Raw genomic sequence first — 24,506 nt, forward strand, 5'->3', positions numbered from 1 at the left:
GCAGGAATACGTGAAGGGCGAAGTCATCAAGGTCGACGCCAAACAGCAGAAGCTGACGATTAAGCATGGGCCGCTGACCAATCTCAACATGCCAGCGATGACGATGGTGTTCGTCGTCGCCGAGCAGGGCCTGCTCGACAAGGTCAAAACGGGTCAGGCGATCGAGTTCACAGCCGATCGCGTCAACGGACGCATCACGGTCACCGGTATCAAGTAACCCGGTCGAGCAATGCCATGGGTACGGAAGTCAGGATGAAGGTGCCGGGCAGAAAATCCTCCAGAGATTTTCTTTCCAGTCGTCACGTGCGGAGCGGCTCAGAGGCATCTCTATGGGATATTTTCGCGCACCTACGCTCACATATGCCGGATAGTTACAGCGAACTTGTGCACGGTGCCTGCCGCCATCTTCATACCTGATGGCGCCGTTCGCGTCCGTCTCGACTAGGCCAATAGCGACGTCAAAGTCATAGTCCCCATATAGCGAGACATTGTTGTTCACGACGCTGAGCTGGACCGACGTGGCATCTGGAAAACTAGCTGTGTAAAAGATCAGCTGCTCCGCCGCCATCGAGGGCGGAGTCACCAACACGCCGGCAAATAGTGCAATGGCGCGCATTTTCCTCCTTCCAAGGTTCCAAGGTCAGACTATCACCTCTCGCGTCAATGTTCGAATCGAATGTCCATGTCGGCGTTGGCGGAGACGTTCAGAGGCTGGATAGTCCTCGTCGCCTGCAGCGCACAAGGCGGCTGGCAGGCTCATTATGCGGGTGCTAAGCACAATGTCTTTGCGCGGCGATAGACTCAGCAAGAACAAATTACTTGTTCTTGCATGGCCTTAAAGAGATCATAGCATGAGTAGAAGCGTTGGCGATCCTGGCTTTGTGAGCGGTTTCACAAGAAGATCACAAACGCTCGAGACACTATCGACCGGTCCCGTGGTAGCAAAGCTCGACCTCAACGGCCGATATGCGGCGCATGCCCGCTCGTCAGCCTTGGGCTGATTGCGACAGGTTGGCTTTAGGCTGGGACGACACATGAGAGCTGGCCGACATTCAGGTCATCACGACGATGTCGTGACCTGACCCGAGGCATCGTTGCTACTCACCGGAGGGACGCCGCGAGAGGACTAAAAAGAAGACGTTCAAACATAATCCGTCGAAGTGCCGTCTCGCCATAAATGTCGTCCTTTGTTGTCCACCCGCCAGTTCCCGCTGGTTTCCGCCTTTCCCATCGACTTTGCCGTTCCGACACTAGCTATTGAGAGTATTGGACATCGCGCTCCGCGACGGTCACGCCGTCCGTGACCCTGTCGCTCGGGTGCAGTACCACGCGATCGCCTGGGGCAAGGCCCAACAGAACCTCCGCCGTACGGCTGTTTCGCTGACCGATCTTGATGATAGATACCCGTGTACGGCCGTCCCTTACCGCGAATACCGCCCAGTCGTCTCCTTGTCGGAACAGGGCAGCCACCGGGACGGCCAGGATGTCATCGCCTTTCCAGATCGTGACATGCACTATCACGCGGTAATCATGTCCTAGCCCCGACCACTTCGCCGGAGGGTCGGTGAAGTCGATCGTCGTGCGGACGCGTTGTTCCTCGATGCCAAGTGCGGAAACCTTGGTGAAGCCCGCCGGATCGACGCGGGAGACGCGGCCCTGGACCGGCAGTCCACCCCAGTTGTCGATCCAGACCGGCGCGCCTTGCTTTATGCGGACAGCGTCGGTCGACAACAGGTCCGCGACGATTTCGAGATCGAGCGGGTCGCCGATTTCGATCAGCGGTGCACCGGCTTGGACTACCCCTTCGCTCTCCTGAATGATCTTCAGCACGCTGCCTGCCACGGGAGCGCGCAACTGTATGCAGCAGGCGGGATCTGGCTCCGGCGCGGTTCCCGACTGCTCACCAAGCCGGGCTGCAACGCTGTTACGCTCGTTTCGGCGGACCTCCAGCTGAGCTTTTGCACTGGCCAGGGCTGCCTCATTGGTTTCGACGTCGAACTTGGCGCCATCGAGGGCTTTGAGAGAAATCGCCTCAGTGCGCGCAAGTGCTTCCGCCCGCCCCAACTCCGTTCTCGAAAATACAAGCGCAGCCTCGATCCGGCGCATTTCGGCTGCCGCAAGGTTTACCGTCGCATCGGCCGCAGCCAGCGCCGCCAGCAGTTCCTCGTGGGTGCGCGCATCGTGAAAGCTCGGCAGTGTCGGCTGCATCACAGCCACGACGGTTTCGTCCTTGGTGACGTGGTCTCCGATGTGGCGGGGTGGAGAGATCCGCAGGACTTTGCCGGCGATCGGGGCTGACACCGTATAGACGTGACGCACGCGCGTTTTCGCTTCGTCGTCGATCGTGACTTCCATGGGACCTTTCGTCAGCGTTGCCAGATCCACTGCAATCGGCCGCGGCCATGCGAACCAGACGGCGCCGGCGCCCAAGATGGTCAACGCTACAATGCCCAACGTTCGCTTCATCCAGATCGTGTGCATGGTTCAATCCCGTGTCTTGAGAACGGTGACAAGGTCCAGCTCGTTGAGCCTTCGGCGAACGACGAGCGCGGAAAGCACGGCCGCGGCGATCACGATCGCGCTGGCGAAGACGTAGGTGGACTGCTCAACGATCAGGCGCACCCGCATCAGTTCGCCGGCCAGGTTCTTCTGCATAATCCAGGCAAGACCAAAGCCAATGAGCCATCCAGGCGGCTGCGCGATCAATGTGAGCAGGGCGAGTTCCAACAGCAGGATGCGCAACACTTCACCCCGGGTGAAGCCAAGGACGCGCAAGCTGGCCAACTCCCGCGCCCGTTCGGAAAGCGAGATCCGGGCGCTGTTGTAGACGACACCAAACGCGATGACGGCAGCCAGCCCGGTGTAGATGCTGGCCATTGTCGTGATCAGCAAGGCAACCAGTTTGCGGAAATTCGCAAGCGACACACTCTGCAGAGCCAGGCCGCCGACAATCGGCAGGTTCTTGATGGCGGCATAGAACGTTTCCCGGCTGTTCTGGTCGAGGCTGACATTGATGCTGTTCACAGACGGCGCTTCGCGCATCAGGCGCGCGAGCGTCTCTGAATCCATCATCCCGCGGATGCCGAAGTAATCTTCGACCAAGGCTGCCACAGGAACGACAGAGGTCCGCCGCGCTCCTTCGAGCAAGTCGACCTCGACGGAATCGCCGACCCTCACCGCGAGAATCCTAGCAAGCATGCTCGAAATCGCCAGGCCCGCTTCCGGCAGAACGACCGGCCGCAGGTCGACATCAATGATGCGGTTGAGATCGGCGTCACGCCGCCTGCCGCTGATCATGATCCGGCGCTCGACGTTTCCGCTCCTGATGCGGACCGGCACCTCGCGGTAGGGCTCCGCGGCGAGAACGCCCGGAAGCCGCGCGATCTGCAGCACGACGTCCAGCGGGCGTTTTTCCACGAAACTGACGGTGGCGTCCTGACGGTCGGCCAGGAAATACGTCACGTCGATGAGCTGCTCCATCGCATCGCCAGTGAAAAGTGACACAATCAGGATGGCTGTCGCCAGCGCAATTCCAAGCGTCGTGAACAACGACCTGACTGGATGGCGAGTGATATTGCGCAACATCATCGTGGTCGGTTGCGACATGAACCTGTCGACTGTGAAGCTCGCAGGCAGCAGTCGCCGATAGCGCGGAGGCGCCGGCGGCTGCATCGCGACGGCAGGCGCCAATCGCACGACCTCTCGAAGCGCTCGCACAGCCCCGATGATTGCAGCGACGAGACTGAGCGCGGCGGCAATGACGTAGAGGTCCGGGCTCTTGGTGAAGACGAGGAACGGAAAATGGAAAAAGTCACCGAACAGACTGGTGATGCGCATCCCCAGCCAAGTGCCCGCTGCACTGCCGATTACAATGCCGATCATCACGATGACGGTGACGAATTTGAGGTAGTGCATGACGATGCTGGCGTTGTTGTATCCCAGCGCCTTCATCAGCCCGATCTGCTCGCGCTCCAGCGCAACGAGCCGGCTCAGTGTGAGATTGACCAGGAATGCCGACACCAAAAGGAAAATCGGTGGCAGGGTCCGGCTCATGTTGTTGAGCATATCGAGTTCGTGGTTCAGCCAGGCGTGCGAAGTCTGGTCCTTCCGGCCATAGGCCGCTCGGCCACCATAGCGCTCGAGCAGGGCGTCCAGGCGCATCATGACCTCACTCTCGGACGCGCCCCGCAGCAGCTTCAACGACACGGACGAGAACGCATCATCGAGATCGTAGGCGCTGGCGAGCGTTTTTTCCGACATCCAGATGAGGCCGAAGCGACGATCGTCCGGCATGATGTCGCCTGGCCCGACCGCGTAGATGAACTCGGGAGACAGCGCGATCCCGACAATCGTCAATTCACGTTTCCGGCCGTTCAATATTGCCGAGAATCGGGCCCCGGGCTGAAAGCGGTGGGACAAGGCAAAGCCCTCGTTGACGACGACCTCTTCGGCGCGTCCGGGCTCCGGCATGCGACCAACACGCATGTAGAGCAGGTTGAGCGAAGCCTCCTGGGTTTCGGGCAGGGATATGACTTCACCTGTCGCCGGCTCCAGATAACCCGGTATGTCAAGCAGCACGAGCTTGGCAATTCGTGTGTCGACCGAAGCAACGCCGGGAATCTCGGCAATCCGGTCGACAAGCGTTTTTGGCGCGCGGCTTACCGAAGCAAAGACGTCGGCGAAGCGGTAGCGTTCGTAGTAGGCAGTGCGCGTCTCGTCCAGGGAACGGTAGGATCCGACGGCGAGGATGAGCGTCGCCACGCCTCCGGCAATGACGAGGGCGATGGCAAGCGCTTGCGCCCAGAGCCGCCCGAAGTCGCGGAGGAGCTTGATGTCCAGCGCGCCCATCCTGTTCACCAGACAAGTTCCGCAGCAGTCCGGCGAACCTCGTTTTTGCGGATTCTGGAGATCTGCCCGTCGGCGAAAAACAGGACGCGGTCGGCGACATCCTGGATGCTGGCGTTGTGCGTGATGATGAGTGTCGTGGTGCCAAGCTGGGCATTGATGCCGAGCAGTGCCTCGATTACCCGGATGCCTGTCTTGGAATCCAGCGCGCCTGTCGGCTCGTCGCAAAGCAACACGTCCGGGCGCTTGGCGATGGCACGGGCAATGGCCACGCGTTGCTGTTCGCCACCGGACAATTGAGCCGGGAAATGGTGCATCCTCGGTTCAAGCCCGACTAGCGCCAAAGCCTCCTCCGGGCGCATCGGATGATCGGAAATCTCCGTGACGAGAGCGACATTTTCATAAGCGGTCAGGCTGGGGATCAGGTTGTAGAACTGGAAAACGAACCCGACGTGCTGCCGCCGATAGGCAGTCAGCCCCCGATCATCGAGGTTGGTCAGTTCCTGGTCCCTGAAGAACAACTGGCCGCTCGTGGCGTGGTCAAGCCCGCCCATGATGTTGAGCAGGGTCGACTTCCCGCTGCCCGACGGTCCAAGCAGAACGACCATCTCTCCCGCCGCGATCTCAAGATCCAGCTTACGCAACGCAAGCACTTGCGTCTCGCCCGAGGTGTAGGTTTTGGTCAGCGCTCTTGCGGTGAAGACACTATCAGCCATGGCCGCCAGGGATCGCATGTTCGAGGCACTTGTCGCGTCGGCGCAGACATCAATCCGCGAGGTCGCATGGCACAGTCACCCGTCGAGGTGAGCGCGACATTGATACAAATCAAAACCGCTTCGGGGGCGGTCATGTGTTCCGGTAGCCGCTCGACATGTTGTGGGAGCAGTCGAGTCGGCCGCACCGGTCGGTTCGGAACCGGCATTGACTTGCCTCAAAGAGGTCGGCGGCATTTACGCTACGATGCCGCCGATTGGCGCTCGGGCGCCTGTTCACTTGAACTGAGCCAAGGATGAGGCAGATGAAAGCAAAGGATGTAATGAGTCCAAACATTGTTGCCGTGTCGCCTGACCACAGCGTAAGACATGCAGCGCGGATCATGCTGGATCATCGCATCAGCGGCATGCCTGTCGTCGATGACAAAGGCCGCCTGGCTGGAATTGTGAGCGAGGGTGATTTCCTGCGCAGGTCAGAACTGGGTGCCCCAGTATTTCCGATAGGTGCACCGCGCAGCTATGTGAAGGGCCACAGCTGGAAAGTGGCGGATCTGATGACCTCGGATGTCATCGTGGCGGACGAGGAAACCCCGATAGCGCGAATTGTTGCGCTGATGCAGGAGCACGGCATAAAGCGCATTCCGGTGATGAGAGGACAGCGTCTGGTCGGCGTCGTCAGCCGCGCCGATCTTCTGCGCGTCGTCGTTGCGACGAGGTTTGACGACGCTACGGCGGCAGGTGACGATGCGATCCGGCGCAGCATTCTTACACGGCTGCGAGAGGACGCAGGGGTCGAAGCAGACGCGTTAACGCTTATGGTGACTGATGGCCTGGTGCATTTTTCGGGTGCGGTCAGATCGCAGAGTGAACGGGATGCTGTGCGCGTGGTTGCCGAAGGCGTCAGGGGCGTCAAAGGTGTGTTCGACCATCTGTGTCTGGCGCATCCGTGAACAGCGGGGGGAACGCAGCGCGATGCGAGCGCATTCTCCCGAGACCAACAGCGTCGCGAACACCTCTGCCATGCAAGACGATCTGGCGATATTGCAGCGGGAGACATTCGACTACTTCATTCATGAGGCGAACCCCGCCAATGGTCTCATCCTGGACAAGACCGAGGCGGATTGGCCGGCAAGCATTGCGGCCACCGGCTTGGCGCTGGCTTGCTATCCGGTGGGAGTCGAGCGCGGATTCATGACGCGAAGCGCGGCCGCGGAACGCACCTTGGCAACGCTGCGCTTCTTCTGGAACAGGCCGCAGGGCCCCGAGCCCGACGCTACCGGATACCGCGGCTTCTATTATCACTTCCTGGACATGCAGACCGGCCGGCGGACCTGGCAATGCGAGCTGTCGACGATCGACAGCACGTTCCTGCTGGCGGGCGCGCTGGCTGCAGGGCAGTATTTCGATGCCGACACCGCGCCCGAGGCCGAGATCCGGACCTTGGCCGAGGCGCTTTATCACCGTGCCGATTGGCGCTGGGCGCAGGACGGGGGAGAGACCGTCGCCCACGGCTGGACACCCGAGCACGGGTTCCTGAAATATCGCTGGCAAGGCTATGACGAGGCGCTCTTGCTCTATGTCCTGGGACTGGGTTCGCCGACCCACCCCTTGCCCGAGACTAGCTACCCCGCCTGGACCGCAACATTCCGATGGGAAAATTGTTACGGCTACGAGTATCTTTATGCTGGATCGCTGTTCATTCACCAGCTTTCCCATGTCTGGATCGATTTTCGTGACATCCAGGATGCCTTCATGCGCAGCAAGGGAAGCGACTATTTCGAGAACAGCCGACGGGCCACATTCGTTCAGCAACGCTACGCCGTCGACAATCCGCGTGGATTTGAGGGTTATGGCGAACACTGCTGGGGCATCACCGCAAGCGAGGGGCCTGGTCCTTCCACGCTCAAGTTGAACGGCATCGAGCGCCAGTTCGAGGGTTATGTCGCGCGCGGCGTGCCCTATGGTCCCGACGATGGCACGCTCGCTCCATGGTCGGTCGCTGCCTCCCTGCCTTTTGCTCCCGAAATCGTCCGGCCGGCGATCAGCTTCTGCATCCACCAAGCCAAGCTCAAGGCCGCCAATGCCTATGGTTTCAAGGCGGCCTTCAATCCGACGCATCCAGGAACATCCGGCAACGCCTTTGGATGGTGGGTTTCGCCTTGGCATTTCGGCCTCAACGAAGGTCCCGTCGTGCTCATGATCGAGAACGAATGCAGCGGCCTCCTGTGGCGGCTGATGCGCTCATGCCGGTATATTCGCACCGGCCTGCAACGGGCGGGATTTGAAGGTGGCTGGTTGAAAGAGTTCAATCAGGAGTCGACGCCGGCTGCTTGATTCGGCATGGATTGAGTTCGGGTGGATACGACGAAGGCTGAGAAATAGGCGAGCGTTAAGCCGGCGAGGGAAATCGCATTCGGCGGATGCGGAATGGGGTCCGTCCTCACGACCCTTTCAGCGCCGGCCGCCAACAGCTGCGCGTAGGCGTCTTGCATTACGAAGCAGGGCAGTGGCAAGTTTGTTCAAATAAAGCTTCAAAATAATGTTATCGGATATCGCAAATTGATTTCGATCAAAGCGGAACGCCCCCATCGGCCTTTGATCAAAGCTTGTCAACGTAGGAGATGACGTCATGGAAATCTCTTCCCGCGATCTTATGACAGTATTCCACGGTATGGGTTTTGGAGCACTCTTTATGCTCGCGTTTTCGGGTGCACTTGCCGAGCTCTATCGAATGTCTGCGCCTGGAGCCCCATCCATCCCAAGCGCCAGAGAACACAATCTGCTTTTGCTTTATCTCTCGATAATGGTCTTCCTTGCCTGGGGTGCGGTGCTGTCGGGTGCCTACATAGTATATCCGTGGTATCGAGCGGCGGTGCCCCCAGGGGTTACCAATTTGGCCGACTATCCAAAGTTTCTGCTGACCTCCAACCCGAAGACATCCGCGTGGCATAGCTTGGGGATGGAGTGGAAAGAGCACGTGGCTTGGCTTGCGCCAATTGCCATGACGATGGTCGCCTATGTCTTCGCCAAATACGGACCGGCTTTGGCCAGGCAGAAAGAAATCCGCACGGCCGTCATCGGCTTCGCGGTTGTTGCCTTCGTGGCGACTGGTGTAGCGGGTGCTTTCGGGGCGTTTCTCAACAAATACGCCCCGGTTCGTGGTGGCGCGATGATTGAAATCATCGCCGGTGAACAGGAGGGCGAATAGTCATGGCCAATATCAAGCCTATCAGGCCGGACGAGATTCCCAACGGTCCCGGTGCGGCCGCCATCCTGGCCGCTGGAATTGGATCTGCCGCTATGGGGATATTCGCCTTGGCCGGCGATGCCTTTACATCACTCAACCACTTTTTCACGTTTTATACACCAACCGGCGCCTTGTCCGGCGTCTCGACCAGCGCAGTCATCGTCTGGTTGATTGCCTGGTTTATCCTTTCGCGCAGGTGGGCCCCAAAGAACGTGGAAATGGCAAAGGTCCTTTCTGTGTCCTTCGCGTTGCTGGCGGTAGGCGTATTGCTGACGTTCCCGCCTGTCATGGACCTCATCCAGGGCAGGTAGAGAAGAAACTTACTTGAGTTGGGCGCGGGCATGGTCCATCGAAAGCGGCCAAGTTCGCGCGATCTATAGCTTCCCCTTGCCACCGGCACGTTCGTGATCATCGGCGCCGATCGAAATGTCGCGCTGAGAATTCAAAGGCTGAATAACGATCGGCCCGGCGCAATCCACTGTCAGCCAGGTGCTTGCGTTCCGTGCAACGCGTCAATCTACCGGAAAACAGCCTATTCTATTGCCTCCCGGCCCGAAATTTCTTCTACGAGAATCCGGAAGAAAACGTGCGGTGTGCTGTCTGACACGGGAGGTGTGATCGGCCTGAGCGCGCCAGGCTCCCACCAGTCCGTGTGCTTGCTCAACACTGCCCATGCATGACCGCGTTGAAACTCGTGGCCGGTCCGGTCACTCAGTTCTTCAAAGCGGCCGTCGACAATGACGCTTCTCCATCCGCGTCCTTGGCCGTGTTCCTCGACCTGGGCGCACACTAAGGGATTGGCTCTCATCCACTCGATCTTCTTGCCTAGCAAGGAAAACGCGTAGAGGTGAGTGTCAGCGTAGGCGTAGTTGAAACACACGACGTAGGGTTGCCCGTCCTTCGCGCATGCCAAGTGGCCAATACGATTGGCCGCTAGCAACTTCGTACATTCCAGTGAAGACAGCGTGCGGATCAGCATCGATGAGATCTCCTGTTTTTTGTATTTCACATCCTGGCAGCCGCACTCGCAATGACGTGGATCAAACTGCTGCGTCCGCTCGGTCGGCAGGGCTCGACCGCGCCTCGGAATGTGCGCGCGCCAATGGCAGCGGCAGCTTCAGGCTTGCAATCGCGGCGAGGCCCATTGCTGCGGCAGCGGCGAAGAAGGCGGCGCCTTCCAGCCCGGGGAACCCCGAACAGCAGGCCGGCGGCCGCGGAGCCCACTAGCGCCCGAGGCTGACCGCTGCCGACTCGATGCCGAGTTCCATACCTTGGCGTCGTGCACTGATGCGCGACACCCAGTAGGCGGGCAGCGGGCTGATCACGCCGGCCGAAGCCGAAACAACGGAAACCGCAAACAGCATTTCCGTGAGCCCGGCAAGTATCGGCACAACCGCCAGACCCATCGCCATCACCAGGAGGGCAGGAGCCACAAGCAGCCTCGCCGCTGCCGGGTTGACGAGCGGCGAGAAGACAAGTCCCTGGAGAGGACAGATCTGCGCCCGATCAAACAAGACCACTTCCCCGAGAGGAAAGCGGCGCCCACCGGCGCGGCGACATAGGCAGCAGTCAGGAAGCCAATCTGCCGCGCATTGAATGTCGGATCTGTCGCACCGGCAAGCCGCTCGACCATCATCGGCAGGACCGGCAAGACGATTCCGTAGCCGAGCGCAACGACAAAGGCCGAGGCGAGCAGTGCGCTCAGGGTCCATTGCGACGTCGGCGGGCGAGCCTTTGCTGACCAGCACTTCGCAAAGCCGTGCCAATTCTCACGTTCGCCCACCTTTGCATTCGTGCGAAAGGGGAGTTTTGCTGTTCCGGTTGAAGACGATCGTGCTAAAGCGCCCGCTCACCGAGCCTGCGCATTTGTTCGAACCATTTCGCCCGCGTCGGATCGGTGGCATCCGCGACCATGCCGAACAAGGTTTCGCGCACCGGGCTCACGCCGGCGAAACGCAGAATGCTCCGCCGCATGCCGGCAATGCCGTGACTGAGGAACCATAGCCGGTAAAGAACGGCCGGCATGCCCATCGTGACCACGACGCGAGCGGAGCGGCCGCGGAGCAGTTTCCTGGGCAAGCCGCCACCCTTGTCCCGGTAGGTAAAGGCAGTTCCCGGCCGCATCACCTGTTCCAGAAAAGCCTTGAGCAGAGCCGGCACGGTCCCGAGCCACAGCGGAAAGACAAATACAATGTGCTCCGCCCAGACTATCGCTTCAGCGGCGTCCTTTAGGCTGTCGGGAATCGCGCCGTGCTCGAACTCCTGCACCGTCCGAAGCATTGGAAAATCGAGTGCCGCGAGGTCGACCCGGCGGACGACATGCCCCGCCAGTTCCGCTCCCTCGGCATAGGCCTTGGCGAGACTACGGCAGAGCCGGTGCGGCGATGGATCGGGATGGCCGACAACAATCAAGATGCGCCGCGGCATGGGTTACCTCCGAGGCGGCTTGGCACCAACCGGACGCGCCGGAATTTCGGGGTGAGACCCTTCAAGCTGATCATGGCGTACTCCTTCGCGGAGTTTCATAAAGCGGCTGTCCGGCTTGGCCCTTGATCGGCATCAAAAGAGGCCGGTTCTCGGCGCTATCAGAAGGTCGATGGCAGCAACATCGTGCCGTAGCCGGCTATTGCGGCGACGAGGGTTGCACCTGCGAGCGGGAACCAGAACCTGATCGGGCCGGCAAATGCGGCCAGCGACAGGCGGCAGATCGCGTTTGCTGCCAGTGCCGCGAGCACCGCCTGGCCAATGGTCTCGACAGGGACCGAATGCTTGACCAGGCGCAAGGCACTGAGAACCGAGACATCGACATCGAACATGCCTGCAAACGCCGAACTCGCCAGCAAGCCGCGTCCGCCGAATTGAGCAGCCAATGCAGCGCTCGCGGTCGCGACGATCGCAAACAGCAGGGCAAAGAGCAGCAACGGGCCTAGGTCGAATGGATTGCGCGCGACCGCGGGACCCTCGTGATCCCCGCTGTCCCGAGCCAGCAGCAATGCTCCGCAAGCAGCGAAGGAGAGCGCCGCGGCAATTGCGGGAATGCCAACCGAAGCGAACACGATTGGCTCGACGATCAGAACCACGGCGCAGACGCGTAGCAAGGAAACCATTGCGGCCAGCGACGCCGCGCCAGCGAGCGGCAGAGGATTGCTTCCCGACACGGCGTTGCGGGCCAGCGCCACGGTTACGGCGGTGGAAGAGATGATGGCGCCGGCGAGCGAACTGACGAGCAGGCCGCGGGTGGTCCCCAGGACGCGAACGGCGACATAGCCGGCGAACGATATCGACGCCATCAGCACCGTGAGGAACCAGACTTCCCATGGATTGAAGCCGCCCCATGGATCCATCGTCCGGTTTGGCAGCAAGGGCAGGATGATCGCGCTCATCACAGCCAGGATCAGCGCGGAACGAAGCTCGATCCAGGTCAGCCGCTTCAGGAGGCCGTGCAGGATTTCTCGACTGGCAAGGATGGCCGCGAGTGCTGTTCCTCCTGCAGAAGCGGCGCGGTAATCGCCTGCGACGGACAATGCACCGAGCGCGAACACGCAAAGGGCTGCTACTACCGCCGTAACACTGAAATCCTCATCATGGGCTGCCTCACGCGCCTTGTACCAGGCGAAGATTGCCGCAAAGGCGATGAAACCACCGACCAGCACGGACACTGCGTCGAGAGCATCGGCCAGAGCTGCGAGAATGCCGCCGAGCAGACCGGATATGCCGTAGGTTCGAATTCCGGCCGTCCGGCTACGATCGGGCGCGTCCCGCTCTCGCCAGCCGCGCTCCAGTCCGACGAGCAGGCCTATAGTCAGTGCAAGTCCGAGTCGGGCGATGAGCGGATCCACGATTAGGCGCCGGCCACAGGCAGGTGGTCGCGGATCCACGTGACGATCTGCCCCGCCGTCATTGCACCGGAAGTGCGCGCAACCTCATGTCCGCCATGGAACAGGATCATGGTCGGGATGCCGCGAATGCCGAGCCTGGCTGAAACGGCCTGCTCATTATCGGAGTTGAGCTTGATCAGCCGAACATGCGGTTCCAGTTCGTTTGCTGCGGCTTCATATGCGGGCGCCATCATCTTGCAGGGCCCGCACCATGGCGCCCAGACATCCACGACAACGGGAACGGTGCCTCGCTTGACCTGACGATCGAAGGTTCGTGCATCGACATCCTCGGGGTGGCCTGAGAACAGCTTTTTCCCGCACTTTCCGCATTTTGCGTTTTTGGCATCGCGCGCTGGCGGCAGTCGATTGATTCCGCCGCATTTGCTGCACACCACCAGATTTTCCTGCGCCATCGCCCTTCACCACTGGTATACATGCGCCACAGAGTGCCTATCCCCAAGCTGGCTCGGACTTCCAATGTTTTTTTGCGCGATGGACGAATTGGCGTGAAAACGGATTGCACGGCACAATCCACAGCGGTTGTGCGCCCGCGGTGTTTGGACGGGAAGCACGCTATTCCTTTGCTTCCCGACCCGATGCCTGCTTGATAACGATCCTGAAGAAAACATGCGGAGTGCTGTCCGAAACAGGAGGCGTAACCGGCTTCAGAGCGCCAGGCTCCCACCAGTCGACGTGCTTGGTCAACACCGACCACGCATGGTCGCGCTGAACCTTGTAGCCGATCCGATCAGGCAGTTCTTCATAGACACGATCGACAACCACGCTTCTCCATGCCCGCCGTTGGCCGCGTTCGTCGACCTGGACGCACACCAGCGGATTGGCACGCATCCAGTCGACCTTTTTGCCCGGCATGGAAAATGCATAGAGGTGATTGTCGGCGTGGGCATAGTAGAATGGCACGACGTAGGGGTGTCCATCCTTGGCGCATGCCAAGTGGCCGACCCGGTTGGCCGTCAGCAATTTTGTACATTCCAAAGCAAAAAAGCGTGCGGATCAGCATCGGCGCGATCTCCTGTTTTTCGTGACAGCACGGTGTCGCCGGTGCTCCATCGACTCTGATATTCGTCATCGCGGATCGTAGCCCTGCCGCCAGGGAGGTCATTGATCACGATCAAGGAGTCGGTCGGCCGACAGATGAATCGACAACCATGGCTAGGCCCGCCGGTGACTCGCATGGCGGCCCATGTCAGTGTCAGCGTCCATACCGGAGTGGGGATTTGGAAAATGATCCAGATCAAGGCGGGGCCTGCTGCTCCCACCCATCATAGGGGATGATGTGGAAGCCGATCTCAAGCGCTCCGTTCGATCGTGAGCTGGAACTGGCCGTCCTCGACGAGGACGGCGAACATGCGCTTGTCTTTCCGTGCATCAAGGAGCGGGAAGGCTGGAAGAACGCCGCCACCCGCGCACGCATCGACGTTCACCCGACCCACTGGCGAGACTGGGTGCCGGATACGATCCCGGCAAACAACCACAGGTCTCTTACTGACTCGCTTTAAGTGGACTCCACAACCAAAGCCATGCGCACGAGATGCGACAGACTGCTCGCGGCCATCTTGCTCATGACATTGGCGCGATGGATCTCGACCGTGCGCGGGCTGATGCCGAGGTCATAGGCAATCGTCTTGTTCGGCAGGCCGGACACAAGGCCGTCCAGCACTTGTCGCTCCCGCTCCGACAGGGCCGCCAGACGACCACGGATTTCCACGCCTTGTGGGTGTGTCGCCTCCGTCCGATTGCGACTGTCCAATGCGGAGCGGATCGCTTCGATCAGCACCTCGTCGTCAAACGGCTTTTCGATGAAGTCGGCGGCACCTTCCTTCATCGCCTGAACAGCGAGGGCCACATCGGCATGACCCGTCATGACGATGACCGGAAGCGTATGCCCGCGGCTCCGGAGCTGTCGCAGGAACTCGATGCCGTCAATGCCCGGCATGCGCACATCGGTCACAATGCAGCCGTCAAGACTGCTCGTGGCCACCGCCAGAAAAGCTGTCGCCGATTCGTACAAGCGCACGGCGAAGTTGGCCGTCGCCAACAGAAAACCAAGCGATTTGCGAACGTCGACGTCGTCGTCGACGACGTGCACAAGATTGCTACCGGCCACTGGCGACCTCTTCCTTTTCCCAGATGCGCAAGGTGAACCGGAAGGCGGTTCCTCCGGCCGGCATTGCCTCAGCCCAGATGTGACCGCCGTGCGACTCGACGATCGTGCGGCAAATAGAGAGGCCAACCCCCATGCCCTGCTTTTTGGTCGTGACAAATGGCTGGAAAAGCTGGGCGGAGACTTCCGGCGCGAGACCAGTGCCTGTGTCAACCACGCTTACCTCAGCCATGCCGTCATCACGGGCTATGGTTATGATTTGCAGCTCGCGGCGTGGCATGCCTTGCATGGCTTCAATCGCATTGCGCATCAGGTTCAGCAGAACCTGCTGAACCTGGATGCGGTCGGCCAAGACCAGTTCGGCGGCGGGATCAAGCTTGTAGCTGGCGCGGACATCTATTTCTCTTGCGCCGACCAGGGCCAGTGACGAGGCTTCCTTGATAATCGCCGGCAGGCGTTCGACCTGGCGCTCGCTTTCGCCTCTTGCGACGAAATCGCGAAGGTGGCGAATGACGTCTCCGGCCCTCAAGGCCTGTTCCGCTGCTTTTTCGACGGCCTCCCTCAGCATCGGCGCGTTGTCTTCCGTGCTTTTTTCGAGAAGCCGCCGGCTGCCTTTAAGGTAGTTCGTAATGGCGGTGAGCGGCTGGTTGATCTCGTGGGCAAGCGTCGAGGCCATTTCGCCGAGCGCAGTAAACCGCGCCATGTGGAGAAGCTCCAGCTGCTGCTCCTGTATTCTTGCCTCCGCCCGGTGGCGTTCGGTCAAGTCGCGGCAGAAGCCGGTAAAGAAGCGCCCGGTTCCCGGATGCATCTCGCCGACAGAGAGTTCCATCGGAAAGGTCGAGCCGTCCTTGCGCATTCCAGTGACGGTGCGACCGAGCCCGATGATCCGGCGCTCCCCTGTCGCTAAATAGCGGTGAAGATAGGCATCATGCTCTTCGCGGTAGGGCGACGGCATCAGCAGATTGACATTCTGGCCGATGACTTCGCTGGACTGGTAGCCGAACAGCGTTTCGGCAGCCGTGCTAAAGGATTGAATACGGCCTTGTTCGTCGATGACCACCATTGCATCGGGCACTGTCGCTAGGATCGAACGCAAATGATCTTCGCGCAGTCGAAGTGCGGCGTTTGCATAGGAGAGTTCGCTGACGTCGGTGCCTTCGACGAAGATCGCAGTGATGCGACCATCGTCAGCCTTGATGGGCTGATATACGAAATCGAGGATGCGTTCATCGACCGGCTCGCCGTCCTTGTTGCGAAGGGCGACCTTCACGCCTTGACCTCTGTAGGGCTTGCCCGTTTCGTATACTTGGTCCAGCAGTTCGTAGAATCCTTGGCCTTCGAGCTCGGGCAGGGCCTCGCGTACCGACCTTCCTATCACTTGCCTCTGGCCAATCAGACGTTGATAGGCGGCATTGGTCAGCTCGAATACATGACCCGGCTCACGCATCAAGGTCATGAAACCAGGGGCCTGCTCGAACATCTGGGAGAGCCGGTCGTGTTCGGCCGCGACCCGCCCTTCGGCGCGAACGCCGGTCGACAGGTCACGTGTTTGTTTGTCGTCCAAATCAAGTCCTTTGATCAGGGAACCCGCAACGCATTCTAACTATCATTCATCGCTCTTTCTGCACACGCAAAAACCGGCATAGTCAGAGGTTCGGGATCCGGTGAGTAGTGTCATTTGACACGCATCAAGGCGTCGAGTGCCGGCGGATGCACTTCATCATAGCATCCAAACGCTCCAGCGAAAGGCGACCACAAATGTGCTACAAAGAAAGCATCTGTGACAGCCTCGCGGACGTCCCCGTCTTTCTTGAGCACCACGGCATCACGGTGCGGACCGAATTCATCCCGGCGATGGTGATGGCGAACAGCTGGTGGCGTTCGCACGCATGATCCATACAGACCTGATGGTTTCCGGCGCATGCAGTCATAGCCGCCTGCGGGAATGGGCGTTCGGCGGCGTCACGCGTACGTTGATGGAAGAGAGCAGCATCAACCGCTTCATGTTGTATTGGCCGCCGGTCGCATCAGGACCTTCACGCCATCGCTTGAGGCACGCACGATAGATATCACCACGAGGGAGACGCCTGTTGACCGAGATCAATGCAGCGATCGCCGATATCGCAATGATCTGCCAGAAAACGGGAGCGAAACGACATGAGTTTTCTCGACTACCTGATTTCAGTTGACGCCAGGACCGCCTTGATGAGCCGCATGATGCAGAAGCTCGGCGTCGACAAATATTTGAAGGTCGTTCCGGACCATGTTGCCGTCACCAATCGAGCGGTCGACCGGTGTCGCTCCTGCGGGCACCAGGATGAATGCTCGACTTGGCTTGATGAACACCAGCAAGCTGATGATCCGCCAGACTATTGCCGCAACCGCGACCTGATCGCACGGCTGCAGCACGCAGCCGGCCAACGATAGAGCGGTCGTGCAGGCATACCGCAGATCGCGTCACCAAGGCCGCGTGCTGCAGCTCCTCGATTTCCTGGGCGGTCATTGCTCGGCCAATGTTTCGCATCTGCTGGCTGATGGCGTTTCGGCGCACACCGCCCGCGAATGCCTGCAACTCCGCTCTCATTAAACAGCCGACCGGCCCCTCCAGCCACGAGCTGCCCGCCAATAAGATATATTGACAATCTTTTTTAAGGTGCGATTCCGACCCATACCGACGAAGGCCTCCTTTGAAGCAAATGCATCAATCGTCATCGTGGACGCGACTTCACTCGGTCCGTTGCGGAGCTGTTTGAGTGTGGGAATTATTTTGAGGTCTTTGGGTCTTCGAAAACTAAGAGCATGCACATGATTGCGAATGGTCGGAGCAACAAAAGATCGTCATCGGTGGTGCCCCGTTGCCAGACGTGCTTGACGAGGCCATGATCCGTCTTGTGGTTGACGGCTTTTATGATGAGATTCGCCGCGACGACCTTCTCGGCCCCATCTTTCATAACGCTATCCATCCTGAGGCTTGGCCGCGCCATCTGGCTAAGATGTGCGACTTCTGGTCCGCTACGCTGCTCCGGTCGTCCCGTTATGAAGGCCGTCCATTACCGCCACACCTGGCGATCTCCGGCCTTGGAGTCGCGCATTTCCGGCGTTGGCTAAAGCTGTTTCGCGCAACGGTGCGCCGTGTTTGCCCACCCGAGGTTGCGGCGCTGTTCATGGACCGCGCACTGCGCATAGCTCATAGCTTCCGTCTCGCGGTCGCCTTCAGCCGTGGCGAGACTACGATGGGCATTGAACCGATCGTCGAGAAGGACCTGTGATGCGGGGCTGGATTGTAAGTGGCTCCTGTACGAGAATTGCAAAGAGGAACCATTAGTGCGGTTGACCAATTTCTCGGACTACGCCTTGAGGATGCTAATGTACGCGGCCTCTGCCGGTGATCGCCTGATCACGATCGAGGAGGTGGCACGCACGTTCAAGGTATCCAAAACGCACCTCAACAAGGTCGCCAACACCCTGACGCGCGGCGGTTACTTGAAAGCGGTCCGCGGCCGCTCCGGTGGGCTAGCCCTCGGGCGGAGCCCCGAGATGATCCGGATCGGCGACGTGGTACGGCTGACGGAGCCAGATTTCGCGCTTGTGGAGTGCTTCGGGACCGGAAATCAGTGCGTGCTCACCGGCCGCTGCAAACTTTCAGGAATGTTCGGCGACGCGATGGCCTCCTTCCAGAACACCCTTGATCGTTACACGCTGGCCGACGTCGCATTGATGCCCCAGGACTTTGTCGGCGGGCTGCCTGCATCCGAAGCTTCGGCGTACGATAAGCATGGGTAAGGCCTCGATCGACAATTCAACCGCAACGCCGCGCGGTTCGCGTCTGCCGGCCCGTGGAGACAAGCATGACTGACCCAGACAAAAATGACACACCGGTGGCCAACCAATTCGAGTCGGGCGTCGACCTGAACAACACGCTGCTCCCTATGCTGATCGGCGGGCTTGTTCTGATTGTCATCGGTGCAATTATGGTCATGACGTTTGTCTAGCTTTTCCTAGCCAAACGGCAATGCTCATCAAAGTTGCGAAAGCGCAAAGAAGGCGGCCTGAGAGGAATCTATTAAGACGCTTCGCAATGGCGGAGACTTCATCGTGAAGGAGCTCAGTTCGTTCAATTCCGACATGGTCGTCGACGAGATCATGAGAAAATGGCCGGCAACGGTGGCTGTCGTGCTGAGATACAGGATGCTTTGCGTCGGTTGTCCAATCGGTACCTTCCATACGATCGCTGAGGCGTGCCGAGAGCATCAGATCAATGAGACCGCCTTCCTGGTGGATTTGGAATCGGCTGTTCGAGCGCGCAGGTGATAAATCAGCGCTTGGTTCGACTCCCTGAGAGGACCACAAGCCGGTGCGCGTCCTTGACAGTGACTTTCTGGCGTCCGCTGGCAATTATCCCATTCTCTTCCCATTTGCTGAGCAGCCGGCTGACCGTGTGCAGTGTCGTCCCCGTCATTTCGGCAATGTCCTGCCTCGAGATCGGAAAGTCGATTTCGATGCCGCTGTCGGTCTTCCGACCAGTCTGATTTGCCAGTCGCAGCAGCGCGTGAGCAACGCGCTGCTCCACCTGTTCAGTGGACATCTCCACAACCCGCGTCTGGGTTTCTTGCAGCCTGTTTCCGACCGTCCGGTAGGTGGTCGCCCCAAACACAGGAAACCGCTTCGCCAGTTCCGGCCATAGCGCGTTGGGCCAGGCCAACACCACGCAGTCCACCGCCGCGACTGCGCTGGCGGGGTAAGTCGTCCGGCCAAGGGCTGCGGCGACGCCAAAGATCTCGCCTTCGCTGATGTATCTAGCGATGACCTGCTGTCCATCCGGCGTGGTGCGGACGACGCGGATGTGCCCGGCGATCAGCACGAAGAAGGAATGGGCATCGGCTTCCTGCGCGAAGATCGTCGTCTCCTTGGCATAGCGAGACGACCGCGCATCTCGCAGGATCTCGCTCTGCTCGTCGGGCGTCAGTCCTTGAAAGAGCGGCAGCCGCGATATCAGCGATCGGTCCAACGCAGCCAAGCGGATTCCTCACGATCCTGTAGTTTCGCATCAGTCCATGGAAGAGCTTTCTACTCCGAGTTTGCGCCAGCGCAAATTCTGCCGGGGCTTGTCAGGCTAAAAGGCATGGAACGGCCAAATGCCGTGACGACGAAACAAAAGGACGAACCGATGAAACTCTCCATCCTCGCCGCCGCAATCTCCATCCTCGCGCTGGCCGGCGGCGCAAGCGCGGAAGAGCATGTGGTGCAAATGCTCAACAAGGGCGAAAAGGGCGCCATGGTTTTCCAGCCGGCCTTCGTCAAGGCAGTACCCGGCGATACCGTCAAGTTCGTGCCGACCGACAAGAGCCATGACGCAGAGTCGATCAAGGGCATGCTTCCGGATGGCGCTGAGCCTTTCAAGGGAAAGCCCAGCGAGGAGATCACCGTCACACTCACCCAGGAAGGTGTGTATGGCGTCAAATGCGCGCCGCACTACGGCATGGGCATGGTCGCGCTGATCGTTGTCGGCAAGCCAGTCAATCTCGATACCGCCAAAGCGGTCAAGCATCCCGGGAAGGCAAAGACAGTGTTCGCCGACCTGTTCACCCAGATCCCCGCCAACTGACCGGCAATCGATACAGCCATGCCTGCCACATAAAGCGCGGGCGCGGGCCGGACGGACCGAGGGCGGCGGTTCATCCGGCCCTGTTCATTTGGAGACGCAAATCATGGGGATTCCACGCCTGCGGGCCTACACCGGGCCCGCATTTCTTTCCTACGGATTCAGGCCGTTCTTCTTCCTTGGGTCGCTGTATGCGTCGCTCTCCATTCTGCTTTGGCTGCCGATGTATGCCGGCGAACTCAATGCCCACAGTGCGTTCGTTCCCGTCGACTGGCACATTCACGAGATGCTGTTCGGCTATCTGTCGGCGATCGTTACCGGGTTCTTGCTGACCGCCATTCCCAACTGGACCGGCCGGCTGCCTGTGCAAGGCCTGCCGCTGCTGGCGCTGGTGGTCCTGTGGCTTGCCGGCCGTGTCGCTGTCTTTGTCTCGGCGGATATCGGCTGGGAAGCAGCCGCCGTGATCGATGGCTCATTTCTGCTTGCGGTTGCTGCCGCGGCGGCCCGCGAGATCGTCGCAGGACGGAACTGGCGCAACCTGAAAGTACTGCTGCCGCTTGCCGTCCTGGCTGGCGCCAACGGCACGTTCCACATCGAGGCGCATCTTCAAGGCACATCCAACATCAGCCGCAGGCTCGGCATGGCCGCGGCGATCATGCTCATCTCGTTGATCGGCGGGCGCATCATTCCGAGCTTCACCCGCAACTGGCTCGTCCGCGAAAATCCTGGCCGGCTGCCTGCTCCGTTCGACCGTTTTGACATGGCATCGATAGCCATCTCAGCCATCGCGCTGGGAGCATGGACGTTCGCGCCCGACAACAGCGCCTCAGGAATGCTCCTGGCGGCCGCTGCAATCAGCCAGGCGTGGCGCTTGTCGCGGTGGGCCGGCGAGCGCACCTTGCGGGATCCGCTGGTGCTCGTACTCCATCTCGCATATGCCTTCGTGCCGGTCGGTCTCGCCCTTGTCTCGGTGTCGATCTTCTTCCCCGATGCCGTGCCGGCGGCGGCGGGACTCCACGCACTCGGAACTGGCGCGGTCGGCGCGATGACGCTTGCCGTGATGACCCGCGCAACGCTCGGTCACACCGGGCGAGAGCTCAAGGCTGGAAAAGGCGCCTCGTTCATTTTTGGAGCCGTCCTCCTCGCAGGATCATTGAGAATCCTGGCTGCCTTCGTCCCCTATGACATAGTGATCGACATGGCCGGCACCGCATGGGTGGCGGCATTTGCCGGCTTCATTCTGATCTATGGAAGTGCGTTGATGAGGCCAAAGGTGCGGTGAGGCGGCGGGGAGAGCAGGCGACCGTCGAAACGCGAATGGAAAAGCCGCTTCTGATTTGTCAGGCAATGCCGAGGTAGCCGACGATACGGTTCGCCCACCCCCGATGGTCCCGGACCAGCCTGAAACCCAGATTGTCGGGAGGCGTGCCAACGGCACAGCCGCCGCTTTTTCCGTCGCTGACGAAGTTCGACATGTAGGCTCTGTGAAGCCCTTCAAGGACGTGGACGCCGCAATTGTCGACCGAACTCGCAACGCCGCTTCCATCCGCAGCCAATGTGGTGCGGACATAGCAAGTCGAAGTCCACTCCCAAACATTGCCGGAAAAGTCGGCGAGGCCCAGGGAATTGAAACCAAAAGAGCCACGGCTCTTGGGCAACGGGTCCGGTTTGCGATTGAGGTCCACCTCGGCCTTGTAGCTGGTGAGCCAGCGTCTGGCGGGGTTGTTGGCGTCGTTTTCGACACCCTCAAATTCCCCTGCGAACCGCTCCGCCGCGGCAAACGCCCATTCTTCGTCGGATGGCAGCCGCCATTGGTCGCCCGTCACTTGCGAATACCACCGGGCGTAGGCATTGGCATCGAGATAGCTCACTCCAGTTACGGGAGCGTTGCTTGGGATCGCGCGCGTCTCCTGTGCCGGCTGACAGCTTCCTGCCGACACACAGTCCGCATAGTCGGCCGCGCTGATCTGGTAGGCCATGATTTCGAGAGGTCTGTTGAGTTGCCGCTTGAGGCGGGGATTGGCTTGCGGGCGTCCCTCCATCAGGAACTCCCCTGGCGTCGGATAGGTGATCGAACCCGAAAGCAAGGTAACCGTCATAGCGATGGGGTGAGGTTGTCGATCCCCGAAGACCGTCTGTATCGAGAGCCCTGCCGGAACGGCAGCGGCGACGAGGGCGACCGGAAGAACCTTGAGGATCAATGGAGACATCGCTTTGTCCATGCCCGGACAGCATCGCTGTCCGGGCAAATTGGAGTGCCGTCAGTTGGTGGCGAGGGGTGTCGGCGCCTCGACCTGCGTCATCAGGTCGTCATTCCATTCGCCCTCGACCATAAAGTGAGCGGTCGCACCGAGTTCCACGGCCTCGATCAGATTGTGATTGACATAGGCGTAGACGCCGGGCTGCAGGAACGTGTAGAGCGCCGACCCCGCGGAGCCGCCACGGATGAACCAGGTTTCCAGATCCTTGGCCGGCGGATTGGCGAATTTGCCCTGTTCCCAGACATAGTCGCCGTGGCCACCGATCAGATGCGGTCGCGTATCGCGGTTGGCCTGCGAATGGACGATCAACACGGTCTCGCCGACCTTCGCCTTCATCGCATTGTCGCCGGTCAGCGAACCGACCTTGCCATTGAACACCACATGCGTCGGGATCAGCCCGCGCATGACCTTGACGATGTCGTCGTAACCGTCGCCGGCCGATTCGTAGGTCTTGAAGTTGCCCTTCTCGTCGCGCGGAATATAGAAGTCGTTCTCGCCGATGTAGAAGATCTTGTCGTACTTTACCGGTTCGCCCTTGTCGTTCCTGAGCCCATCGCGCGGCAGGATCATGATGGCGCCGCTCATGCCGGAGACGACATGCCATGGGATCATCGCGCCACCGGGTGCGCAGTGATAGACGAACGTACCCGTTCGGGTTGCCTTGAAGCGCAAGGTCACCTGCTCGCCGGGATTGATCAGCGTCAGGGCGCCGCCGCCCAGCGCGCCGGTTGCGGCGTGGAAATCGATGTTGTGAGCGAGTGAGTTGGTGTCGGGATTGATGAGCGTCAGTTCGACATAGTCGTCCTGATGCACGACCATCAGAGGGCCAGGAATCGAGCCGTTATAGGTCATCGCATTGAGCGTCGTGCCGTCGGCATCGATGACGACGGGCTTTTCCTCGATGGTCATGGTGAACTCGACGATTTTCGGTCCAACCGTGGCGATCTGATCGTGCGGATGCACAAAGGGCGGTGCCACGAGCTCGATCTTTTCGCGGGCGAACCCTCGAATGTCCGTCTTTGTCACCGTTGCCGAAAATGCCGGCAGTGCCGCCACGGTGGCAGCGCCAATCGCTGCTCCGAAAAGGGCGTCGCGTCGCGTGATCATGTCAGTCTCCTATCTCTCAACCGTTGCGGATGAGCAGAAGGTATCTGGCCTGACGCAGCGTTTCTTTGCGCTGGCGCAAATTGGTGGCGTTCAGTGTTAGGCAGCAACAACCCCGGAAACAGCAATCGTGCGCGGCATAGTCGCAGTGGGGAAGGTGTGTGGGAGCGGTTGGCTGCACCGGCGCTGTTTGTCAGCCCTCGGCCCTGGATCAGCGCTCCAGTCTGTCTTCCCGATCGATAAGGATCCGCTCGGCAGCTCCGTCAAGATCTTCGTACTGGCCACTCCTCAACGCCCACAGGAAGCCCCCCAGGCCAAGCGCACCAAGGAACAGGGCGACAGGGATGAGGTAGGCAAGGGTGGTCATGAGGATTGGGCCAGTTTGCTGCTGTCGGACAGCCTGTCGCGCCGGACATCTTTGGCCGGCGAATCTGGCATAGAACCTCGCAGACGCAGAGCATTTCCGATGACAAGCAGGGAAGACGCGGACATCGCGATCGCGGCGATAAGAGGGGTGACGTGCCCCAGGATCGCGATCGGCACGGCGACGGCATTGTAGATGATGGCGATCGTGATGTTCTGGCGAATCAAGCTTCCCGCCTTGCGCGAGACGTCCAGCGCGAGGGGGATTGCCAGAAGGCTTTCGCGCAGGAATACGAAATCCGCCGCATTGCGGCCAATGTCGGCGGCCGTGGCCGGCGCGAACGAAACATGCGCCGCGCTCAGCGCAG

The 24,506-nt window shown here is 60.1% G+C and carries 29 protein-coding genes and 2 pseudogenes; 14 read left to right on the forward strand and 17 right to left on the reverse strand.

Features of this window, described 5'->3' with window-relative positions; genetic code table 11:
• Positions 1-217 (forward strand): copper-binding protein (locus NKI58_RS33170; RefSeq protein WP_352828242.1); only part of this gene is annotated, 217 nt, incomplete at its 5' end.
• Positions 218-247: 30 nt separating this feature from the next.
• Here the strand turns inward: NKI58_RS33170 and NKI58_RS33175 are convergent.
• The 4 genes from NKI58_RS33175 to NKI58_RS33190 form a co-directional block, all read right to left on the reverse strand.
• Positions 248-616, reverse strand: a complete 369-nt coding sequence (locus NKI58_RS33175; protein WP_352455540.1) for a hypothetical protein — start codon at positions 614-616, stop codon at positions 248-250.
• Between the two features lie 638 nt (positions 617-1,254).
• Positions 1,255-2,481 (reverse strand): efflux RND transporter periplasmic adaptor subunit, encoded by a 1,227-nt coding sequence (locus tag NKI58_RS33180; RefSeq protein WP_352593945.1) that lies wholly within the window; start codon positions 2,479-2,481, stop codon positions 1,255-1,257.
• A gap of 3 nt (positions 2,482-2,484) precedes the next feature.
• Positions 2,485-4,848, reverse strand: coding sequence for an ABC transporter permease (locus NKI58_RS33185; protein ID WP_352594018.1), 2,364 nt, complete (start codon positions 4,846-4,848; stop codon positions 2,485-2,487).
• Between the two features lie 5 nt (positions 4,849-4,853).
• A complete protein-coding gene (locus NKI58_RS33190) occupies positions 4,854-5,561 on the reverse strand; it encodes an ABC transporter ATP-binding protein (protein ID WP_352593946.1) in 708 nt (235 codons plus the stop codon).
• A 302-nt stretch (positions 5,562-5,863) separates the two neighbouring features.
• Here NKI58_RS33190 and NKI58_RS33195 point away from each other — a divergent pair, with 302 nt between their 5' ends.
• The 4 genes from NKI58_RS33195 (at position 5,864) to NKI58_RS33210 (ending at position 9,116) form a co-directional block, all read left to right on the forward strand.
• On the forward strand, positions 5,864-6,508 hold the full coding sequence (locus NKI58_RS33195; RefSeq protein ID WP_352593947.1) for a CBS domain-containing protein: 645 nt from the start codon (positions 5,864-5,866) through the stop codon (positions 6,506-6,508).
• Positions 6,509-6,530: 22 nt separating this feature from the next.
• A complete protein-coding gene (locus NKI58_RS33200; RefSeq protein ID WP_352593948.1) occupies positions 6,531-7,892 on the forward strand; it encodes a glucoamylase family protein in 1,362 nt (453 codons plus the stop codon).
• A gap of 295 nt (positions 7,893-8,187) precedes the next feature.
• Positions 8,188-8,766: a hypothetical protein gene (locus NKI58_RS33205; RefSeq protein ID WP_352593949.1), complete on the forward strand. Its 579-nt coding sequence runs from the start codon at positions 8,188-8,190 to the stop codon at positions 8,764-8,766.
• 2 nt (positions 8,767-8,768) lie between these two features.
• Positions 8,769-9,116: a hypothetical protein gene (locus NKI58_RS33210; protein WP_352593950.1), complete on the forward strand. Its 348-nt coding sequence runs from the start codon at positions 8,769-8,771 to the stop codon at positions 9,114-9,116.
• A gap of 221 nt (positions 9,117-9,337) precedes the next feature.
• Here NKI58_RS33210 and NKI58_RS33215 read toward each other — a convergent pair whose 3' ends face one another.
• The 6 genes and pseudogenes from NKI58_RS33215 to NKI58_RS33240 all read right to left on the reverse strand — a co-directional run bounded on the left by NKI58_RS33215 (position 9,338) and on the right by NKI58_RS33240 (position 13,704).
• The gene (locus NKI58_RS33215) at positions 9,338-9,784 is read right to left on the reverse strand and encodes a pyridoxamine 5'-phosphate oxidase family protein (RefSeq protein WP_352455548.1); all 447 of its coding nucleotides are present in this window, start codon (positions 9,782-9,784) and stop codon (positions 9,338-9,340) included.
• 244 nt (positions 9,785-10,028) lie between these two features.
• A complete protein-coding gene (locus tag NKI58_RS33220) occupies positions 10,029-10,319 on the reverse strand; it encodes a hypothetical protein (protein ID WP_352593951.1) in 291 nt (96 codons plus the stop codon).
• A 322-nt stretch (positions 10,320-10,641) separates the two neighbouring features.
• A complete protein-coding gene (locus tag NKI58_RS33225) occupies positions 10,642-11,232 on the reverse strand; it encodes an NAD(P)H-dependent oxidoreductase (RefSeq protein WP_352593952.1) in 591 nt (196 codons plus the stop codon).
• Between the two features lie 158 nt (positions 11,233-11,390).
• Entirely contained in the window at positions 11,391-12,644 is a 1,254-nt protein-coding gene (locus NKI58_RS33230) for an MgtC/SapB family protein (protein WP_352622935.1), read from the reverse strand.
• Positions 12,645-12,646: 2 nt separating this feature from the next.
• The gene (gene trxC, locus NKI58_RS33235; protein WP_352825015.1) at positions 12,647-13,096 is read right to left on the reverse strand and encodes a thioredoxin TrxC; all 450 of its coding nucleotides are present in this window, start codon (positions 13,094-13,096) and stop codon (positions 12,647-12,649) included.
• Between the two features lie 160 nt (positions 13,097-13,256).
• Positions 13,257-13,704, reverse strand: a pseudogene (locus NKI58_RS33240) (pyridoxamine 5'-phosphate oxidase family protein).
• 274 nt (positions 13,705-13,978) lie between these two features.
• On the opposite strand from NKI58_RS33240, the gene NKI58_RS33245 reads away from it, so the two are divergent.
• A complete protein-coding gene (locus NKI58_RS33245; protein ID WP_352593954.1) occupies positions 13,979-14,203 on the forward strand; it encodes a hypothetical protein in 225 nt (74 codons plus the stop codon).
• On the opposite strand, the gene fixJ is transcribed toward NKI58_RS33245, so the two are convergent.
• Both fixJ and NKI58_RS33255 read right to left on the reverse strand, forming a co-directional pair.
• Positions 14,200-14,811: a response regulator FixJ gene (gene fixJ / locus NKI58_RS33250; RefSeq protein WP_352786764.1), complete on the reverse strand. Its 612-nt coding sequence runs from the start codon at positions 14,809-14,811 to the stop codon at positions 14,200-14,202. The two genes, NKI58_RS33245 and fixJ, sit on opposite strands and share 4 nt — an antisense overlap.
• Entirely contained in the window at positions 14,801-16,348 is a 1,548-nt protein-coding gene (locus NKI58_RS33255) for a sensor histidine kinase (protein ID WP_352594019.1), read from the reverse strand. Before NKI58_RS33255 ends, fixJ begins: the two co-directional genes overlap by 11 nt.
• 218 nt (positions 16,349-16,566) lie before the next feature.
• On the opposite strand from NKI58_RS33255, the gene NKI58_RS33260 reads away from it, so the two are divergent.
• The 6 genes from NKI58_RS33260 to NKI58_RS33290 all read left to right on the forward strand — a co-directional run bounded on the left by NKI58_RS33260 (position 16,567) and on the right by NKI58_RS33290 (position 19,119).
• Positions 16,567-16,701, forward strand: coding sequence for a hypothetical protein (locus NKI58_RS33260; protein WP_352640975.1), 135 nt, complete (start codon positions 16,567-16,569; stop codon positions 16,699-16,701).
• A 264-nt stretch (positions 16,702-16,965) separates the two neighbouring features.
• The gene (locus NKI58_RS33265; protein WP_352593957.1) at positions 16,966-17,235 is read left to right on the forward strand and encodes a DUF6455 family protein; all 270 of its coding nucleotides are present in this window, start codon (positions 16,966-16,968) and stop codon (positions 17,233-17,235) included.
• 452 nt (positions 17,236-17,687) lie between these two features.
• Positions 17,688-18,077 (forward strand): group III truncated hemoglobin, encoded by a 390-nt coding sequence (locus tag NKI58_RS33275; RefSeq protein ID WP_352578067.1) that lies wholly within the window; start codon positions 17,688-17,690, stop codon positions 18,075-18,077.
• A gap of 55 nt (positions 18,078-18,132) precedes the next feature.
• Positions 18,133-18,591 carry an RrF2 family transcriptional regulator gene (locus tag NKI58_RS33280; protein ID WP_352578066.1) on the forward strand — a complete coding sequence of 153 codons (459 nt, stop codon included), beginning with the start codon at positions 18,133-18,135 and terminating at the stop codon, positions 18,589-18,591.
• Positions 18,592-18,656: 65 nt separating this feature from the next.
• Positions 18,657-18,800: a hypothetical protein gene (locus NKI58_RS33285; protein ID WP_352455556.1), complete on the forward strand. Its 144-nt coding sequence runs from the start codon at positions 18,657-18,659 to the stop codon at positions 18,798-18,800.
• A gap of 133 nt (positions 18,801-18,933) precedes the next feature.
• Complete coding sequence (locus tag NKI58_RS33290; RefSeq protein ID WP_352594021.1) at positions 18,934-19,119, forward strand: DUF1858 domain-containing protein; 186 nt, start codon at positions 18,934-18,936, stop codon at positions 19,117-19,119.
• Between the two features lie 4 nt (positions 19,120-19,123).
• On the opposite strand, the gene NKI58_RS33295 is transcribed toward NKI58_RS33290, so the two are convergent.
• Positions 19,124-19,825, reverse strand: a complete 702-nt coding sequence (locus NKI58_RS33295; protein ID WP_352578065.1) for a Crp/Fnr family transcriptional regulator — start codon at positions 19,823-19,825, stop codon at positions 19,124-19,126.
• 150 nt (positions 19,826-19,975) lie between these two features.
• On the opposite strand from NKI58_RS33295, the gene NKI58_RS33300 reads away from it, so the two are divergent.
• Entirely contained in the window at positions 19,976-20,413 is a 438-nt protein-coding gene (locus NKI58_RS33300) for a pseudoazurin (RefSeq protein ID WP_352593958.1), read from the forward strand.
• 103 nt (positions 20,414-20,516) lie between these two features.
• Positions 20,517-21,692, forward strand: a complete 1,176-nt coding sequence (locus tag NKI58_RS33305) for an NnrS family protein (RefSeq protein ID WP_352593959.1) — start codon at positions 20,517-20,519, stop codon at positions 21,690-21,692.
• A 58-nt stretch (positions 21,693-21,750) separates the two neighbouring features.
• On the opposite strand, the gene NKI58_RS33310 is transcribed toward NKI58_RS33305, so the two are convergent.
• From NKI58_RS33310 to NKI58_RS33325, 4 genes and pseudogenes are all read right to left on the reverse strand, one after another.
• A complete protein-coding gene (locus NKI58_RS33310) occupies positions 21,751-22,632 on the reverse strand; it encodes an SUMF1/EgtB/PvdO family nonheme iron enzyme (RefSeq protein ID WP_502897013.1) in 882 nt (293 codons plus the stop codon).
• Between the two features lie 39 nt (positions 22,633-22,671).
• Positions 22,672-23,778: a copper-containing nitrite reductase gene (gene nirK / locus NKI58_RS33315; protein ID WP_352593961.1), complete on the reverse strand. Its 1,107-nt coding sequence runs from the start codon at positions 23,776-23,778 to the stop codon at positions 22,672-22,674.
• Positions 23,779-23,986: 208 nt separating this feature from the next.
• Complete coding sequence (gene ccoS, locus NKI58_RS33320; protein ID WP_352455561.1) at positions 23,987-24,142, reverse strand: cbb3-type cytochrome oxidase assembly protein CcoS; 156 nt, start codon at positions 24,140-24,142, stop codon at positions 23,987-23,989.
• Positions 24,139-24,506 (reverse strand): annotated as a pseudogene (locus NKI58_RS33325) (nitrogen fixation protein FixI); the annotation flags it as partial. The pseudogene NKI58_RS33325 and the gene ccoS, both read right to left, overlap by 4 nt.

This window comes from Mesorhizobium sp. M0522, assembly GCF_040321085.1.
GTDB lineage: Bacteria > Pseudomonadota > Alphaproteobacteria > Rhizobiales > Rhizobiaceae > Mesorhizobium.